This is a genomic window from Pseudomonas sp. P867 (genome assembly GCF_019891455.1).
GTDB lineage: Bacteria > Pseudomonadota > Gammaproteobacteria > Pseudomonadales > Pseudomonadaceae > Aquipseudomonas > Aquipseudomonas synxantha_A.
Genome location: NZ_JAFLXB010000008.1, coordinates 127,745 through 143,576, shown reverse-complemented (window position 1 = coordinate 143,576; position 15,832 = coordinate 127,745). Strand labels below are relative to the sequence as shown.

Annotated in this window: 15 protein-coding genes; 3 read left to right on the top strand and 12 right to left on the bottom strand. The window is 61.7% G+C overall.

Annotation, left to right across the window (positions count from 1 at the left end; translation table 11 throughout):
• Window positions 1-32: 32 nt before the first annotated feature.
• Together J1G33_RS16580 and J1G33_RS16575 are read right to left on the bottom strand one after the other, a co-directional pair.
• Window positions 33-1,445: a PLP-dependent aminotransferase family protein gene (locus J1G33_RS16580; RefSeq protein ID WP_032877072.1), complete on the bottom strand. Its 1,413-nt coding sequence runs from the start codon at window positions 1,443-1,445 to the stop codon at window positions 33-35.
• Between the two features lie 200 nt (window positions 1,446-1,645).
• The gene (locus J1G33_RS16575; protein WP_223018418.1) at window positions 1,646-2,407 is read right to left on the bottom strand and encodes an SDR family oxidoreductase; all 762 of its coding nucleotides are present in this window, start codon (window positions 2,405-2,407) and stop codon (window positions 1,646-1,648) included.
• 228 nt (window positions 2,408-2,635) lie between these two features.
• Here J1G33_RS16575 and J1G33_RS16570 point away from each other — a divergent pair, with 228 nt between their 5' ends.
• On the top strand, window positions 2,636-3,643 hold the full coding sequence (locus tag J1G33_RS16570) for an NADP-dependent oxidoreductase (RefSeq protein WP_148852269.1): 1,008 nt from the start codon (window positions 2,636-2,638) through the stop codon (window positions 3,641-3,643).
• Between the two features lie 580 nt (window positions 3,644-4,223).
• On the opposite strand, the gene pyrF is transcribed toward J1G33_RS16570, so the two are convergent.
• A complete protein-coding gene (gene pyrF / locus J1G33_RS16565) occupies window positions 4,224-4,922 on the bottom strand; it encodes an orotidine-5'-phosphate decarboxylase (protein ID WP_005786636.1) in 699 nt (232 codons plus the stop codon).
• A gap of 257 nt (window positions 4,923-5,179) precedes the next feature.
• On the opposite strand from pyrF, the gene J1G33_RS16560 reads away from it, so the two are divergent.
• Both J1G33_RS16560 and J1G33_RS16555 read left to right on the top strand, forming a co-directional pair.
• Window positions 5,180-5,944: a response regulator gene (locus tag J1G33_RS16560; RefSeq protein ID WP_032877075.1), complete on the top strand. Its 765-nt coding sequence runs from the start codon at window positions 5,180-5,182 to the stop codon at window positions 5,942-5,944.
• On the top strand, window positions 5,944-6,978 hold the full coding sequence (locus J1G33_RS16555; protein ID WP_005786632.1) for an ATP-binding protein: 1,035 nt from the start codon (window positions 5,944-5,946) through the stop codon (window positions 6,976-6,978). Before J1G33_RS16560 ends, J1G33_RS16555 begins: the two co-directional genes overlap by 1 nt.
• A 452-nt stretch (window positions 6,979-7,430) precedes the next feature.
• On the opposite strand, the gene J1G33_RS16550 is transcribed toward J1G33_RS16555, so the two are convergent.
• The 9 genes from J1G33_RS16550 to J1G33_RS16510 all read right to left on the bottom strand — a co-directional run bounded on the left by J1G33_RS16550 (window position 7,431) and on the right by J1G33_RS16510 (window position 15,804).
• A complete protein-coding gene (locus J1G33_RS16550) occupies window positions 7,431-8,495 on the bottom strand; it encodes an AI-2E family transporter (RefSeq protein ID WP_005786630.1) in 1,065 nt (354 codons plus the stop codon).
• Between the two features lie 72 nt (window positions 8,496-8,567).
• Window positions 8,568-9,386 (bottom strand): DUF4892 domain-containing protein, encoded by an 819-nt coding sequence (locus J1G33_RS16545; protein WP_148852271.1) that lies wholly within the window; start codon window positions 9,384-9,386, stop codon window positions 8,568-8,570.
• 102 nt (window positions 9,387-9,488) lie between these two features.
• Window positions 9,489-10,343, bottom strand: a complete 855-nt coding sequence (locus tag J1G33_RS16540) for an alpha/beta fold hydrolase (protein ID WP_223018417.1) — start codon at window positions 10,341-10,343, stop codon at window positions 9,489-9,491.
• Window positions 10,340-11,143: an alpha/beta hydrolase gene (locus J1G33_RS16535; RefSeq protein WP_032877079.1), complete on the bottom strand. Its 804-nt coding sequence runs from the start codon at window positions 11,141-11,143 to the stop codon at window positions 10,340-10,342. Before J1G33_RS16535 ends, J1G33_RS16540 begins: the two co-directional genes overlap by 4 nt.
• Before the next feature lie 97 nt (window positions 11,144-11,240).
• Window positions 11,241-11,684 (bottom strand): hotdog fold thioesterase, encoded by a 444-nt coding sequence (locus J1G33_RS16530; RefSeq protein WP_078820736.1) that lies wholly within the window; start codon window positions 11,682-11,684, stop codon window positions 11,241-11,243.
• Between the two features lie 30 nt (window positions 11,685-11,714).
• A complete protein-coding gene (locus J1G33_RS16525; protein ID WP_223018416.1) occupies window positions 11,715-13,364 on the bottom strand; it encodes an AMP-binding protein in 1,650 nt (549 codons plus the stop codon).
• A gap of 604 nt (window positions 13,365-13,968) precedes the next feature.
• Window positions 13,969-14,424 carry a phosphohistidine phosphatase SixA gene (gene sixA, locus J1G33_RS16520; RefSeq protein WP_032877082.1) on the bottom strand — a complete coding sequence of 152 codons (456 nt, stop codon included), beginning with the start codon at window positions 14,422-14,424 and terminating at the stop codon, window positions 13,969-13,971.
• Window positions 14,421-14,768 (bottom strand): DUF4389 domain-containing protein, encoded by a 348-nt coding sequence (locus J1G33_RS16515; protein WP_032877083.1) that lies wholly within the window; start codon window positions 14,766-14,768, stop codon window positions 14,421-14,423. The genes sixA and J1G33_RS16515 overlap by 4 nt, the downstream gene beginning before the upstream one ends.
• Window positions 14,769-14,778: 10 nt before the next feature.
• Window positions 14,779-15,804 (bottom strand): NAD(P)H-dependent glycerol-3-phosphate dehydrogenase, encoded by a 1,026-nt coding sequence (locus J1G33_RS16510; protein WP_223018415.1) that lies wholly within the window; start codon window positions 15,802-15,804, stop codon window positions 14,779-14,781.
• Window positions 15,805-15,832: the final 28 nt, after the last annotated feature.

Here is a 15,832-nt window from a genome sequence, read left to right as displayed (position 1 = left end):
CAAGCCGCTGGCGTCGCAATAATGGCAAAAAGCTACATGCCCGTCGTTTTCAGAATGGTCGAGGTCGATCTGGTCGGCCCCATGGCACGGAACAACGCCAGTGCGCGCTGATCCCCTGCATAGGCCACATTGATGCGTAGCCAGTCGCTACGCTCCCCGGTGGGGCTGAACAGCGCGCCGGGCGACAGCAGCACGCCGAGCCGCCGTGCACAGGCCTGCAGCCGCGATGGGTCCGGGATGCCCGGTCGCGCCCACAGGAACATGCCCCCTGCGGGAACGGCAAAGACCTGCCACTCTTCATCCTCCAGCACCTGTAAAGTCGCAGCCATCTGCGCATTCAGGTGCTTGCGCAGGCGCTGCACCCACTTACGGTAAGTGCCGTTGCTCAACAAGGTTGCCACCATGGCTTCAGCAAAGCGCGAGGTGCCGAGCCCCGTCAGGGTCTTGAGGTGAGCCAATTGCGCAATGAGCGTGGCACTGGCGCAGAGGTAACCCACGCGCAGGGCGCTGCTCAGGGTCTTGGAAAAACTCGACACATAGATCACCCGGTCATTGTGGTCCAGCGCCGACAAGCGCGTGCAACTGGCATGTTGCAGGTCGCCGTAGACATCCTCTTCGATGATCAGGAAATCCCGCTCTCGCGCCAGTTCCAACAACCGCTGCGCCACCGAGCGGCACAGGCTGGTGCCGGTGGGATTGTGATAAAGGCTATTGATGAACAGGCACTTGGGCCGATGGGTTTGCAGCAATATCTCCAAGGCTGGGATATCCGGGCCGCCACGGGCGCGCGGAACCTCCAGCAGCGTGACACCCTGCAACGCCAACTGGCGATAGAGGTTGCCATACCCGGGTGTTTCCACCACAACCTCATCACCAGCCTTGAGCAAGGTACGTATCAGCAAGTCCTGGGCATGGCTGACGCCATGGGTGGTGAGAATACAGTCCAGGCGGGTGGCTATGTGAATCTGGGTCAGGCGCTTGAGTAGTTGTTCGCGCAGCACCGGCAGCCCCAAGGGCGTACTGTAATTGAACAAGGCCCCGGTATCGGTACGACTGAGTTCGCGGATCGCATAGCTGATGTCATCGCTTTCGCGCCAGGCGTCCGGCAGCCAGCCGCATCCCAGCTTCAGCTCGCCCAGCGGGCTATCGGTAAAAGCGCCCCACAGTTGCTCCGCGCCTTCGTACCAGTGGCGTTCCTGGTCAGTGGCGGGTTGCGCCACCACAAAACCCGAGCCGTGCTTCGGAGCCAACAGGCCCTGGGCCACCAACCGCTCGAACGCCTCGATCACGCTGGACTGGCTCAGCAGGTTGTCGAGGGCCAGTTGCCGAATGGACGGCAAGCGCGTTCCAGGGCTCACTCCTTCCTTGCGAATCCAATGGGCCACCGCGCTGACGATTTGCTGAACAACCGGTACCAGGGCTTGTCGATCGATCCCTAAATCCATGAGCCACTCACTTCAACTGTTTGTTAACCCAAAACAGTTAAGCACAGAAGCCCGCCAAAACTTGCTGCCAAGTTTTATTAAAGTATTGATTTTATTGGATTATTTACCTACTGATACATATTCGAACACGGCCCACTGCCCCCTATGGAAACGCCCCACAGCACCTCGCCCTATTTTCGAATGCCGTGCGACTTGCCGTCCTAGATCGCCGTCGCGCCGCCATCCACCGCCAGGGACTGGCCGGTGGTAAAGGCGGCACCATCACTGCACAGGTACAATACGGCGCTGGCGACTTCCTCAACCTTGCCGATGCGCCCGACCGGATGCATGGCCGCCGCGAATTCGGCTTTGCGCGGGTCGGCCTCGTAGGCGCGGCGAAACATGTCGGTATCGATCACGGCAGGGCAGACCGCGTTCACGCGGATCTTCTTTTTCGCATACTCAATGGCTGCCGACTTGGTCAGGCCGATCACTGCGTGTTTGGACGCCGCATAGATGCTCATCTTCGGCGCCGCCCCCAGCCCGGCCACCGATGCCGTGTTGACGATTGCTCCGCCGCCCTGGGCCAACAACAGCGGCAACTGATACTTCATGCACAACCAGACGCCTTTGACGTTAACCCCCATGATGGCATCGAACTCATCCAGGCTGCCGTCGGCCAGCTTGCCTTTCTCGATCTCAATCCCGGCGTTGTTGAAGGCATAGTCCAGTCGTCCATAGATGGCGACCGTCTGCGCCATCAATTGCTGTACGTCCGTTTCGAGCGTGACGTTGCAACGCACAAACACCCCTTCGCCGCCGGCCTGGCGGATCAGCGCAACAGAGCCCTCGCCCCCCGCCACGTCGAGGTCGGCAACAACCACCTTCAAGCCTTCGGCCGCGAACGCCAGCGCAGTGGCGCGACCAATACCCGCGGCGGCGCCGGTTACCAGGGCGACCTGGCCAGAAAATGTCATGCTCATGGGAACTGTCCTATGGGAGTGGTAGCGGTGGCGCGAGTCTAGCCAACACAGGGATCAGCGCGTCAGCACTATCAGACGGCGGGTTAGCGCTGCATGAATCGCAGTGATAAGTCTACCGGGATGGTTATCAGCGATGCCTATCGACGGGCATTCGCCTCCCGCAGACAACCTTGCCCTGGCGTCACTGAAGGGCTATCACTCATGATTCATTTCCAAAGAGTCCTTGCCATGACCGCCCAGACCAACCGCCAATTCCTGCTCGCCAAACGCCCGGTCGGTGCGGCCACGCGAGAGACCTTCACCTACCAGGAAGTGCCGGTGGGCACGGCTGCCGACGGCCAGGTCCTGGTACGCAATGAATACCTGTCCCTCGACCCGGCCATGCGTGGCTGGATGAATGAGGGCAAGTCCTACATCCCGCCGGTCGGCATCGGCGAAGTGATGCGGGCGCTGGGCGTCGGCAAGGTGATTGCCTCGAACCATCCGAACTTCGCGGTGGGGGACTACGTGAATGGCGCCCTGGGCGTGCAGGATTACTTCCTCGGCGAGCCCCGTGGTTTCTACAAGGTCGACCCCAAGCTTGCGCCCCTGCCCCGTTACCTGTCTGCCCTGGGCATGACCGGCATGACGGCTTACTTCGCCCTGCTGGAGACCGGTGCGCCGAAAGCCGGTGACACCGTGGTCATTTCCGGCGCCGCGGGTGCCGTGGGCAGCATCGCCGGGCAGATCGCCAAGATCAAAGGCTGCCGCGTGGTGGGGATTGCCGGCGGTGCCGACAAGTGCAAGTTCCTGCTCGATGAGCTGGGCTTTGACGCCGCCATCGACTACAAAAGCGAAGACGTACCTGCCGCCCTCAAACGCGAGTGCCCCAAAGGCGTGGACGTGTATTTCGATAACGTCGGCGGCGATATTCTCGACGCCGTGCTCAGCCGCCTGGCACTCAAAGCCCGCGTGGTGATTTGCGGCGCGATCAGCCAATACAACAACAAGGAAGCCGTCAAAGGTCCGGCCAACTACTTGTCGTTGCTGGTCAACCGTGCGCGCATGGAAGGGTTTGTGGTGATGGACCACGCGGCGAACTTCGCGGCGGCCGGGCAGGAAATGGCCGGCTGGATGGCCCAGGGCAAGCTCAAGAGCAAGGAAGATATTGTCGAGGGGCTGGAGACCTTCCCGGAAACGCTGATGAAGCTGTTCAGCGGCGAGAACTTCGGGAAGTTGATACTGAAAGTCAGCTGACACACGGCAGATCTAAATGTGGGAGGGGGCTTGCCCTAGGCTTTTGTAGGAGTGAGCTTGCTCGCTCCTACAGAGGGCGATGTACGCTTGACTGACTGGCATTAGGGCTTGCCCACGATGACCATGCTGACTCGCTGCTTGCTCTTGCTCTGCTTTTGATCTTAGGCGCCCCGTTAAACCACGCTGGCCGGAATTCGACAGGGATTTGGGGGGTAAACCGGCAGGGATGCCGGTTTAGCCGCCCCGCGCCATGGATGGCGCGTGGCGGCGGCCCCCCAAATCCATGGCGGATTACGGGCACACCGAGCCCAGGCGAGGTGCCGAGTGGTGGGGCAAGAGCCCTTTGGTTACTTTGGGGCTCTTTTCCAAAGTGACCCGCTGTAAAAGCGGAACCAACAGTGGCCGTTACCTAAATAACAGATATGTACTCGGTCTGATCCAAGATCCTGGTCGGCCCCAAGGCCGCCATCGGGAGCAAGCCCCCTCCCACAGGGTCCGGCGGCGTACAGAAGTTGTATAGATACCCATGGCTAACGGGGGCAAGCCCCCTCACACATTTTTTACCGTGTTCCCCTGAGTATCAGGCGATTTCGGCAACCACCGCGGCCAGTGCTTTGGCCGGATCCGCCGCCTGGCTGATCGGACGGCCGATCACCAGATAGTCCGAACCGGCATCCAGGGCCTGGCGCGGGGTCAGGATACGGCGCTGGTCATCCTGCGCGCTGCCCGCCGGGCGAATACCCGGCGTCACCAGTTGCAACGACGGGTGGGCGTTCTTCAGGGCCTGGGCTTCCAGGGCCGAGCATACCAAGCCATCGAGGCCGGCTTTCTGCGCCAGAGCCGCCAGGCGCAATACCTGCGTCTGAGGCTCGATATCCAGGCCAATACCGGCCAGGTCTTCGCGCTCCATGCTGGTCAGCACGGTCACGCCGATCAGCAGCGGCTTGGGGCCGCTGCGCTGTTCCAGCACTTCGCGGCACGCGCTCATCATGCGCAAGCCGCCGGAACAGTGCACATTGACCATCCACACGCCCATTTCGGCGGCAGCCTTCACGGCCATTGCCGTGGTGTTGGGGATGTCATGGAATTTCAGGTCCAGGAACACTTCGAAGCCTTTGTCCCGCAGGGTGCCGACGATTTCCGCCGCGCAACTGGTGAACAGTTCCTTGCCGACCTTGACCCGGCATAGCGTGGGGTCCAACTGGTCAGCCAGCTTCAGTGCGGCGTCACGAGTGGGGTAATCCAGGGCGACGATGATAGGAGTCTGGCAGACGGACATTGGAATGGGCTCTCAGGCAAGTCGAAATCGGCGCGGATTGTAGCGCAAGCAGCGCCGTTGCGGGATCCGATGATCGGTAAATACTGATCAAGTGCCCGATACACGCGATTTCGAGCACTTGTTTCAAAGTCGATACATTCACGACACGCCCTCAACACGCCGCCCGGCTAGCCTCGCACACTATCGCACGCCCAGCATTTCCAGCCACGGCGCTGGGCGCCTATGCTGACAGCACTACTCAGGCAGATGATCGCACTATGCAGACCCCTTCCGTCCCCGTAAACGAAGAGCCTAAAGGCACGACGATCGCCGAAGACAAGCGCTGGACCACCCGAGCGCTGATCGTCGACGACGACGTGCCGATCCGCGAACTGCTGATCGACTACCTGGCGCGCTTCAATATCCTGGCCTCGGGCGTCACCGACGGCACCGCCATGCGCCAAGCCATGCAAGCCGAAACCTTCGATGTGGTAGTACTGGACCTGATGCTGCCGGGCGAGGACGGGTTGTCGCTGTGCCGCTGGCTGCGTGCCGAGTCGGACATTCCGATCCTGATGCTCACGGCCCGCTGCGAACCCACCGACCGCATCATCGGCCTGGAACTGGGCGCTGATGACTATATGTCCAAACCATTCGAACCCCGGGAGCTGGTGGCCCGTATCCAGACCATCCTGCGCCGGGTGCGCGATGACCGCACCGAGCAACGGGCCAACATCCGCTTCGACACCTGGCGCCTCAACAGCGTACTGCGCCAGTTGGTGGCCGATGACGGCCTGGTGGTGCCGCTGTCCAACGCAGAGTTTCGCTTGCTGTGGGTGTTCATCGAACGCCCGCGCCGCGTATTGAGCCGCGAGCAACTGCTGGATGCGGCCCGTGGTCGCTCCATCGAAGCCTTTGATCGCAGCATCGACTTGCTGGTATCACGCCTGCGCCAGAAACTGGGGGATGACCCCAAGGCCCCGCAGTTGATCAAGACCGTACGCGGCGAAGGCTACCTGTTCGACGCCCGGGATATCGGTTGATGCGCGCCACCTTCAATACGCTGTTCGGGCGACTGTTCGGCCTATTGCTGGTGGCCATTGTGCTGGCCCACGTGCTGGCGCTCTTCTGGTTTCACCACTACGGCCGGCCACCGCCTCCGCCTCCCCAGGCGTTCGTCGAACAACCGGATGGCACCCTCAAACCGCTGCGCAAGGAACCTCGCCCTTGGTTTGGTGGCCCGCTGGTACCGCTGACGTTTCAATTCATCTCGTTGATCATTGCAGCCTGGTACGGCGCCAAGCTGCTGAGCCGGCCGATCCAGCGCCTGAGTGCCGCAGCCGAGCGCTTGAGCGTCGACCTCGACAGCCCGCCGCTGGTGGAATCCGGCCCGCGCGAGGCAAGGCAAGCGGCCTCGACCTTCAACCTGATGCAAAAGCGCATCCGCGAACAAGTCAGCCAGCGGGCACGTATGCTCGGTGCGGTCTCTCACGACCTGCGCACCCCGTTATCACGCCTCAAACTGCGCCTGGAACAGATCGAAGACACCAAGCTGCAAGGCCAGATGCGTCAGGACCTGAACGACATGATCGATATGCTCGACGCCACCCTGAGCTACCTGCACGAACAACGCACCAGCGAGACGCGGCATTGGCTCGACGTGCAGGCGCTGGTGGAGTCCCTCAGCGAGAACGCCCAGGACCAGGGCTGCGACGTGCAATTTTCAGGCACCTGCGCGCCCTTGCAAGTGCAGCCCATGGCCCTGCGCTCATGCCTCAACAACCTGATCGACAACGCGCTGCGCTATGCCGGCATGGCCCGGGTAGAACTGGCCGACAGCCGTGGCGCACTGGTGATCAGAGTGATCGATAACGGCCCGGGAATCGCCGCCGATAAACGCGAGGCGGTGTTCGAACCGTTCTTTCGGCTGGAGGGATCGCGCAACCGCAATTCCGGAGGGGTCGGTTTGGGGATGACCATTGCCAGAGAGGCCGTCGAGCGGCTTGGCGGGCACTTGAGCCTGGAGGACACGCCGGGGGGTGGGTTGACTGCGGTGATGTGGTTGCCGAGGGGCTGAGGCTTCTCCCTTCTATACAACTGTGCAGCTTGCCGCCCCCACGGTAACCACGATGCGAAGCGAGCCGCTCTTGATCTGCTTTTGATCTCAGGCGCCCCGTTAAACCACGCTGGCCGGAATCCGACATGGATTTGGGGGGTAAACCGGCAGGGATGCCGGTTTAGCCGCCCCGCGCCATGGATGGCGCGTGGCGGCGGCCCCCCAAATCCATGGCGGATTACGGGCACACCGAGCCTAGGCGAGGTGCCGAGTGGTGGGGCAAGAGCGTTTGGGTTACTTTTGCGCTTTTCAAAAGTGACCCGCTGTAAAAGCGGAACCAATATCAGCCGTTACCCAAATAACGGATATGTACTCAGTCGGATCCAACATCCTGGCCGGCCCTGAGGCCGCCATCGGGAGCAAGCCCCCTCCCACAGGTGCAGCGTCGCATCACATCCTGATGCCTAGCCCCCTCAATTACACGGCTTGTCGTCACGACGCACTTGCGCCTGGGTAGCGCTCCAGTCCGTCAACAGGCTGTACGCCACCGCCAGCAGCGTCGGCCCGATAAACAGCCCGATAAAGCCAAAGGCGATCAACCCCCCAAACACCCCCAGCAGCACAATCACCAACGGCAGGTTACCGCCACGACTGATCAGATACGGCTTGAGCACGTTGTCCACACCGCTGATCACAAACGTACCCCATACCCCCAGGAACACCGCATAGGTGTAGTCACCCTTCCACGCCAGCCAGGCCGTGGCCGGAATCCACACCAGCGGCGGGCCCATGGGGATCAGGCTGAGCAGGAAAGTGACGATACCCAGCACCAGCGCACCCGGCACGCCGGCGATCAGGAAGCCGATCAGCGCCAGCAAGGCCTGGGCCGCCGCAGTGCCGATCACACCATTGACCACCCGCTGCACCGTACCGGCCACCAGCTCGATGTAATAGCCGGCACGTTCACCGATCAGCCGTTCCAGCAGACGGTGCACAAACATCGCCAGGCGCGGCCCATCACGGTAGAAAAAGAACACGAAGACCAGGCTCAGGGTCAGCTCAAGAATACCGCCGCCAATTTGCGCACTGCGTGCCAGCAACCAGTTGCCGACCTGGCCGAGGTACGGCTTGATGCTGACCATCAGCGCCGCGCCTTGTTGGTCAATGCTGTCCCACATCGCCACCAGGCGCTCGCCGACGAACGGGATCGAGCCCAACCAGGTCGGCGCCTCGGGCAAGCCGTCGACCTGAATGTCTTTGATCAGCGCCACCGCATCGCGCACATGGTCGGCCAGGTTGAACCCCAGCCACACCAGCGGCACCGCCACCAGCAGCATCCAGCCCAGGGTCAGGATGCCGGCAGCCAGAGACTCCCGCCCGCCCAGCCAGCGAGTGAGCAAACGCATCAGCGGCCAACTGGCAAACGCCAGCACCGCGCCCCAGAACAGCGCCGACCAGAACGGCGCCATGACCCAGAAGCTGGCGCCAAACAGCACCAGCAGCAGGATTTGCACCAGCAGGCGATCGTTATTGAGCATCGGGTATCTCGAGAATAAGGCTGTAGGAAGAGAGCTTAGGCGAACGGCACGGGTCCGTTCGCCTTGTAACGGTCAGCGTATCAGATGCAGGTGCAAACCCTTAGCGTCACCGCTGCCGGTTTCCAGGCGTGCGGCGCGTACGCCCTTGTCGACCAGGGCCTGGCGCCAGGCCTCGGCTTTCGGGCCGGTCAGGCTCACGCGCAAGGTGGTATCAAGGTTCAACCCACGGGAAATCAAGGTCAGCCAGGTGTCATCAGGCTCGGCGGCCAATGCAGGGAGATCCAGCTCGCCCGTGCTTTTGAGCTCTCGCAGCAGGGTGGCCGAGGTGGGTAGCAGATCGCCCAAGGGCGCGCTGGCATCGAGTTGCTCCACATGCAGGTAAGCGCGTCGGTTGCCGCGAGTAATGCCGTACAGCGCGACCAGCGAGTTGTTCTGCGGGGCGGCCAGGCGCAGTAGCAGGTATTCCTGCTGGCCGTCGGCCCCCACCAGCTTGGCGTTGCCGAACACTTCATTGGCCCACAGGCTGCTCTCGCCGCAATCGCGGGCCTGGCACCAGAACAACAGCTGCGCGCCCTTGGCCTGCAAAGCTTCACGCGTTGCAGTAAAGGCGGCGCTGGAGCTGTGCTCCGCAGGCAGTTCATAGGTGATTGCAGTGGCTTGGCCGCGCGCAGTGGCCTGGCCTTCATAACGCAATTGGCCGCTGATCTTGCGAATCGCGCCCATGGGGTAGATGCGTTCCTTCTCTTCAGCGGGGCGATAGTCGACAATTTGCGCGTCAACCTGGCGGGACACGGCAGGTAAATCCTGGCTGCCTGGCACATCGGCGGCAAACACCAGGGGGCTGAAACAGCAAAGGCCAAGGGCACGGATACATCCTTTACCCAGGCTCATCGGATCGATAGGCCCTGGCCAATGGAGGTCACAGCGATGTTGAGTGTGTTCATGGTTGACTCCCTTTCAATCCGCCCAGCCTCGGCAGTTGACCCCGCCAAGTCAAGGCGTGGAGAAGAACCGATTGAAACAGTCTGCAACAAGAGCGGCGCCGGACTCATCATTCAGGTGCAAATGATGGCCACCTGGCAGCGTAGTAACGCTGAAGGGTAGCTGAGAAAGCAATTCAGCATGTTTCGCCAACATGCCGTCAGCCGCCACCACCAACTGCGCCGGGCAACTGACGCGACGCACAAAAGCCATGGCCTGTTCATCGGTCAGACGCATCGGCGATGCCAGGGTCAGGCGACTGTCGCTGCGCCAGGTGTAACCGTCCGGTACCGGCATCAAACCGCGCTGGGCCAGCAGTTGCGCCGCTTCACGACTGACCGCCACCACGCCCTTCATTCGCGCTTCAACCGCTTTTTCGAGGGTGTTGTAGACTGGCTTGCGCTTTTCTTGCAGGTTCAGTTGCGCCTGCAAGGCCATGCCCAGACGCTCGGCTGCATTCTCGCCGCTGGCGGTCGGCGGGATCACACCGTCGATCAAACCCAGGTGCGTCACTCGCTCCGGCAGCGCCCCGGCCAACACCAGCGAGACGATGGCGCCCAGGGAGTGGCCAAGTAATGCAAAACGTTTCAACCCCAGTTGTTCGGCCACCTGCAGCACGTCGTAGACATAATCCCACAAGGCGTAACCGGCGCCTGCCGGGCGATGAGCCGAATGCCCGTGCCCAGCCATATCCAGAGCGATGATGCGCATCCCGTGCAGCTTCGGCGCCAGGCGCGCAAAACTGTTGGCGTTGTCCAGCCAGCCATGCAGGGCAATCACTGGCAGGCCATCCTCGGGCCCGAACAGGTGCGCGGCCAATTCGATATGCCCCAGGCTCAGGCGAACCTCTTCGACCGGTGTACTCATGCGCAACTGCGCTCGCGGGCTTGCCAGCGGGCGAACAGGTTCTTGATCAAGGCAGCCGTGTCCTGGGGGCGTTCGAGGGGGAACATATGACCGCCTGGCATAGTGAGCATTTCGCCCATGGGCAAGCGGCCGACGCCGCTGGCATGGTGACGCATGACCACTCGGCTCTGGCGACCACGCACCACGGCCAGTGGCACTTTCAGCTGGCGTACCTGGCCCGGGCTGGTGTGCGGCACGCCGCGGTAGATGCTGATTTCGGTGGCCGGGTCGAAGCGCAGGCGCAGGCGGTCGCCGACTTGCTGCAAGCCATGCTGCAAATACGCGTCAAAGCATTCGGGGTCGAAGCCACGAAACAGGGTTTTGCCGGCGAAGTAGCTGCGTGCGGTGTCCAGGTCGGTGAATTCTTCACGCCGGCCAAGGGTACGTCCGGCCGGTGTCAGTCGATCGATAAAACCAAAGCGCTTGGCGGCGCGGATCACCCAGCGGTCGGCACGGGTGAGCACCGGCGAATCCAACATCACCACGCCACGGTACAACTGCGGGCAACGCATGGCCGCGTACAAATGCAGCACGCCACCGAGGGAATGGCCGACGCCCCACACGGGTTCCGGCTGTTGCTCAAGGTGGTGAATCAACTCGTCCACCAGGTTCTGCCAGTTATCATCCACCGGGAACCTGGGGTCGTGACCGTGCTGGGGCAGATGCGCCACCGTATATTCCGGGGCCAGCGCGGCAAACAGCTTGCCGTAGGTGGCCGAAGGGAAGCCATTGGCGTGGGTAAAAAACACGTGCTGCGACATACAGGTTCCATCGATAAAAACAGAGGTTGATTGTCACCATACCGGCCGCCTACAGCAATGACTGTAACTGCCAGGAATGATGACACTCACGCCACGCCTATCGTGCCGGCGGGTTTTCGCCCAGCGGCACCACGGCCATGGTCAGGCGCGAGACGCAACTGGCCTTGCCATCATCGCTGCTCAGGCGGATATCCCATACCTGTGTAGTGCGCCCGATATGAATGGCCTTGGCCACCGCCGTCACCCGCCCGCTGCGCACGCCACGCAGGTGGTTGGCATTGACCTCAAGGCCCACGCAATAAAACTTGCTGGCGTCGATGCACAGGTAAGCAGCCATGGAGCCGACGCTCTCGGCCAACACCACCGAGGCGCCACCATGCAGCAGGCCGTAGGGCTGATGGGTGCGGTGATCGACCACCATGCTGGCAGTGAGGGAGTGCTCGTCGAAGCTTTCGAAACGAATATCGAGCAACTCACCGATGGTGTTTTTCTGGATCGCGTTGAGTTGTTCGATATTCGGTTGGGTGCGCCACAGGCTCATAGGGTTGTCCTTGTTGGTTTTATTACGATCCTAATCCTGCCACAGAACGGTTTCAGCGCGCTCGCTCCAAGTGTGCAAATGTGGCCCGTACGTCGACTCGATCACGTTGCGCTTGATCTTCAAGGTCGGCGTGAGAAAGCCGTTTTCCACCGCCCAGTTGTCTTTCACCACCACCAATTGGCGCAAGCGCTCATGTTTATCCAGCCCGGCGTTGACCTGTGCCAGCCAGTGGTCAAGGTGGGTTTCAAGCGTTTGGCGGGCTTGGCCCTGTGCCGACAACACGCATAGCCCGATCGGTGCGCCAAGCCCCTCGCCGACTACACACACCTGTTCGATGCGTGCATGTTCGGCCAGGCGATTTTCAATCGGCGCCGGGGCCACGTATTTGCCTTTGCTGGTCTTGAAAATCTCCTTGAGGCGCCCGGTCAAGCGCAGACGGCCGTCTGCGTCCTGCTCACCCTTGTCGCCGGTACGCAGGAAGCCATCTTCGGTAAGGGTCTCAGCGGTTTTTTGCGGGTCCTTGAAGTAGCCCAGCATGGTCGCGCCGCTGCGTACCTGCACTTCGCCTGATGGGTCGATGCGCACTTCTACGCCTGGGCAGGGCAGGCCAATCCAACCCAGCATCTGTGCACCGGGGCGGCATACATGGGAATAGCCGCAGTTTTCGCTCATGCCGTACACCTCCAGCACGTCCAGGCCAAGGCGCTGATACCAACCCAGCAACGCCTCGGGCACGGGTGCCGCACCGGACAGGGCAATACGCAGTGCATCCAGCCCCAGTCCCGCGAGCACTTTATGACCGACGCGCTTGCCGATAAAAGGCAGGCGTAACAGGGTGTCGAGGCGTTTTTCCGGGATCTTGGCGTAGACACCCAACTGGAACCTGGTCCAGATACGTGGCACGCCAAACAAGGCCGTCGGCCGTGCCCTGCGCAAATCTTGCAGGAAGGTATCCAGGTTTTGCGCAAAAAATACGGTTTGCCCGGTGTAGATCGCCGCCATTTCCACAAACATGCGTTCGGCGACGTGGCACAGCGGCAGGTAGGACAGCAACCGATCGCCCTCCCCCAGGCCGAACAACTCGGTGCCGCGGGTGGCAGCGAAGCCCAGTGCCCCGAACGTTTGCATCACACCCTTCGGCAAACCGGTCGTCCCGGAGGTGTAGACGATGGTGGCCAGTGTCGAGCCAAGGGGTTCGGGGTGGTCCTGGATCGGTGAGCAGGCTTGCAGGTCCGCCCAGCTGAAATCGAACGTCCCCGCCGGGCACAGCGGCAGGCTAATGGTTGGCACACCCGCTGGCACACCCGTCGCCATTGCCGGCCAGTCATCGAGCTTGCCGATCAACGCCAACGCCGCCTCGGAATGGGTCAGCACATGGGCGACAGAGTCAGCGGTGAGGTTGGGATAAAGCGGCACCGAAACGTGCCCGGCCATCCAGATCGCCAGATCGGCGATGATCCAGTGTGCGCAGTTTTTCGAGATCAGGGCGATGTGCGAACCTTGGGGCAAGTCACGTGCACGCAACCAGTGGGCAGCGCACCGGGCCTGGTGGCCGACATCGCCCCAGGTGAGGGTCTGCACCTCGCCACCGTCAATGGGCTGCACCAGAAAAACCTTACGCGGGTGCCGCGCTTCACGCTCGAAGAAGACCTGCAACGGCAAACGAAAAGCGACAGGCATGGCACGCGCTCCTTTGTGATCCGAGATACAGCCAACCAAGCACTTGCTTGGCTGACTGTATAGCACACACAAAGCCAACCATTTCTCAGGGAACACAGAACAGCCAACCGTAACCACGATGCGAAGCGAGCCGCTCTTGCTCTTGATCTGCTTTTGATCTCAGGCGCCCCGTCAAACCACGCTGGCCGGAATTCGACAGGGATTTGGGGGGTAAACCGGCAGGGATGCCGGTTTAGCCGCCCCGCGCCATGGATGGCGCGTGGCGGCGGCCCCCCAAATCCATGGCGGATTACGGGCACACCGAGCCTAAGCGAGGTGCCGAGTGGTGGGGCAAGAGCCTTTTGGTTACTTTGGGGCTCAACCATGTGTCCGGTCCGTACAGGCTCTTTTCCAAAGTGACCCGCCGTCAGGGCGGACCCCTAAGTGGCCTTTACCTAAATAACGGATATGTACTCGATTTGATCCAACATCCTGGCCGGCCCTCAGGCCGCCATCGGGGGCAAGCCCCCTCCCACATTTGGACCCCAGCACATCAGATATCGATTCGGCGACTTACAGGTCGTCACGGGAGCAAGCTCCCTCGCCACAGGCCCAGCCTCGCCCCTTATGCCTCGGGATTCTTCACCCCCACCAGACTCATCAAACCCGCCAGCGGAAAATCCCCCTCAAGCTCCGCCAGGCTGGCCGTATACATCGGCTGTGGCTGGCGCTGATGCCCATGCTGCAAAAAGCTGATCAAACTGCCCACCAAAGGCTGATGGCTGACCAGCAACACGTTGTCATCAGTATCAAGCTCCCTCAGCACCTGCTGAACATCACCATCAGGCGTCAGCCACGGCACCGTGCGCACATCCGGCTCGAACCCCAAAACTCCGCGCACCAATTGAGCCGTCTGCTGCGCCCGCACATAAGGGCTGGCGATGATGGCACTGAGAGGCTGCCCGATCAGGTGCGCAGCGCTGAGCAATACTTCGGCACGGCCATGCTCGGTAAGATTGCGTTCAGCGTCCGTGCGGGCGTGCACCTGGGCCTCCCCGTGGCGCAAAACCCACAACTTCATAGCTTTGGCTCTTCATCACGCACCGGGTGCGGTGCTGGCGGCACGCTGTGGGCGGCTTCGCCTTCGGGTGCACGCGGGGCTGGCCAATCGGCAAACGGCCAAGGCTTTTGGTCGGTGTGGAAGCTACCGAAGCGGCCGATCTGCGCCAGGAACTGGCTGAGGCTATCGCCAAAATTCATCAGGCCCAGGTTCGGCGCACCGTAGACAAGCCGGTAAATCAATTGCACCACCACCAACGCGCCGAGCAGCAATTGCGCCACCTGCCACACCAGCGCAAACGCCAGCATCCACAGAATGCGCAAGGCAATCGACTCATATTTGGGGGCTGCTTTCGGATCGTTCATGGCGCGTTCCTCAGTTGAAACCACTGGTAGAAATAAAGTCGACATCGGTCTTGGGCTCGGCCCGCATCAGCAACTCGATGACCTGCTCCAAGGTGAGCCCTTCGAACAGGATCGCGTGCAAACCGGCGACCAGCGGCATATACACCCCCACTTCCTGGGCCTTGGCCTTCAATACCTTGAGGGTGTTGACCCCTTCGGCCACTTCACCCAGACGCGTCACAGCGTCTTCCAGGCTCAGCCCTTGGCCCAGGGCAAAACCTACCTGATAGTTGCGGCTTTTGGGCGATGAGCAGGTGACGATCAAGTCACCCACGCCCGCAAGGCCCAGGAACGTCATCGGGTTGGCACCCTGGTTCACCGCAAAGCGGGTCATCTCGGCCAGCGCACGGGTGATCAGCATACTCTTGGTGTTTTCACCCATGCCCAAGGCGACGGCCATGCCGGCAATGATCGCGTAGACGTTTTTCAGCGCCCCGCCCAACTCGACACCAAAGCGATCGGCGCTGGCGTAGACCCGGAAGGTGCGGCCATGCAGCACGGCCTGTACCTGCTCACACAAGGCGTCGTCTTCACTGGCGACCACCGTGGCGGTCAAGGCGTGTTCGGCCACCTCCCGCGCCAGGTTCGGGCCGGACAGCACGCCAATGCGCGCCAGTGGGGCAATCTCGGTGAGGATTTCACTCATCAGTTTGAAGGTCTGGGCCTCAATGCCTTTGGTCAGGCTGACCAGCAACTTGCCTGCCAGGCGCTCGGCGTGCGGCGCCAGCACTGAGCGCAACGCACTGGAGGGCAGCGCGACGAAGCACAGGTCGCACGCAGTGAGCGTTTCCAGCAGGTCGGTAACCGGTTCGACAGCTGGATGAATCTTGATGCCTTTAAGGTAACGGGGGTTTTCCCGGTGCACGCGAATGGCTTCAGCCTGCTCGGGGTCGCGCATCCACTGACGCACGGCGTGGCCGTTCTCGGCCAGCAGGTTAGCCACGGCGGTGCCAAAACTTCCGCCTCCCAGGACCGCAATAGGGCGCTGTTGAGTCATATGCAATCCGTTAATCCATACCAATGGC

Excerpts from the sequence above, each read along its gene's own strand:
- J1G33_RS16580 (WP_032877072.1), bottom strand. The coding sequence starts at position 1,445 with ATGGATTTAGGGATCGATCGACAAGCCCTGGTACCGGTTGTTCAGCAA.
- J1G33_RS16575 (WP_223018418.1), bottom strand. The coding sequence starts at position 2,407 with ATGAGCATGACATTTTCTGGCCAGGTCGCCCTGGTAACCGGCGCCGCC.
- J1G33_RS16570 (WP_148852269.1), top strand. The coding sequence starts at position 2,636 with ATGACCGCCCAGACCAACCGCCAATTCCTGCTCGCCAAACGCCCGGTC.
- pyrF (WP_005786636.1), bottom strand. The coding sequence starts at position 4,922 with ATGTCCGTCTGCCAGACTCCTATCATCGTCGCCCTGGATTACCCCACT.
- J1G33_RS16560 (WP_032877075.1), top strand. The coding sequence starts at position 5,180 with ATGCAGACCCCTTCCGTCCCCGTAAACGAAGAGCCTAAAGGCACGACG.
- J1G33_RS16555 (WP_005786632.1), top strand. The coding sequence starts at position 5,944 with ATGCGCGCCACCTTCAATACGCTGTTCGGGCGACTGTTCGGCCTATTG.
- J1G33_RS16550 (WP_005786630.1), bottom strand. The coding sequence starts at position 8,495 with ATGCTCAATAACGATCGCCTGCTGGTGCAAATCCTGCTGCTGGTGCTG.
- J1G33_RS16545 (WP_148852271.1), bottom strand. The coding sequence starts at position 9,386 with ATGAGCCTGGGTAAAGGATGTATCCGTGCCCTTGGCCTTTGCTGTTTC.
- J1G33_RS16540 (WP_223018417.1), bottom strand. The coding sequence starts at position 10,343 with ATGAGTACACCGGTCGAAGAGGTTCGCCTGAGCCTGGGGCATATCGAA.
- J1G33_RS16535 (WP_032877079.1), bottom strand. The coding sequence starts at position 11,143 with ATGTCGCAGCACGTGTTTTTTACCCACGCCAATGGCTTCCCTTCGGCC.
- J1G33_RS16530 (WP_078820736.1), bottom strand. The coding sequence starts at position 11,684 with ATGAGCCTGTGGCGCACCCAACCGAATATCGAACAACTCAACGCGATC.
- J1G33_RS16525 (WP_223018416.1), bottom strand. The coding sequence starts at position 13,364 with ATGCCTGTCGCTTTTCGTTTGCCGTTGCAGGTCTTCTTCGAGCGTGAA.
- sixA (WP_032877082.1), bottom strand. The coding sequence starts at position 14,424 with ATGAAGTTGTGGGTTTTGCGCCACGGGGAGGCCCAGGTGCACGCCCGC.
- J1G33_RS16515 (WP_032877083.1), bottom strand. The coding sequence starts at position 14,768 with ATGAACGATCCGAAAGCAGCCCCCAAATATGAGTCGATTGCCTTGCGC.
- J1G33_RS16510 (WP_223018415.1), bottom strand. The coding sequence starts at position 15,804 with ATGACTCAACAGCGCCCTATTGCGGTCCTGGGAGGCGGAAGTTTTGGC.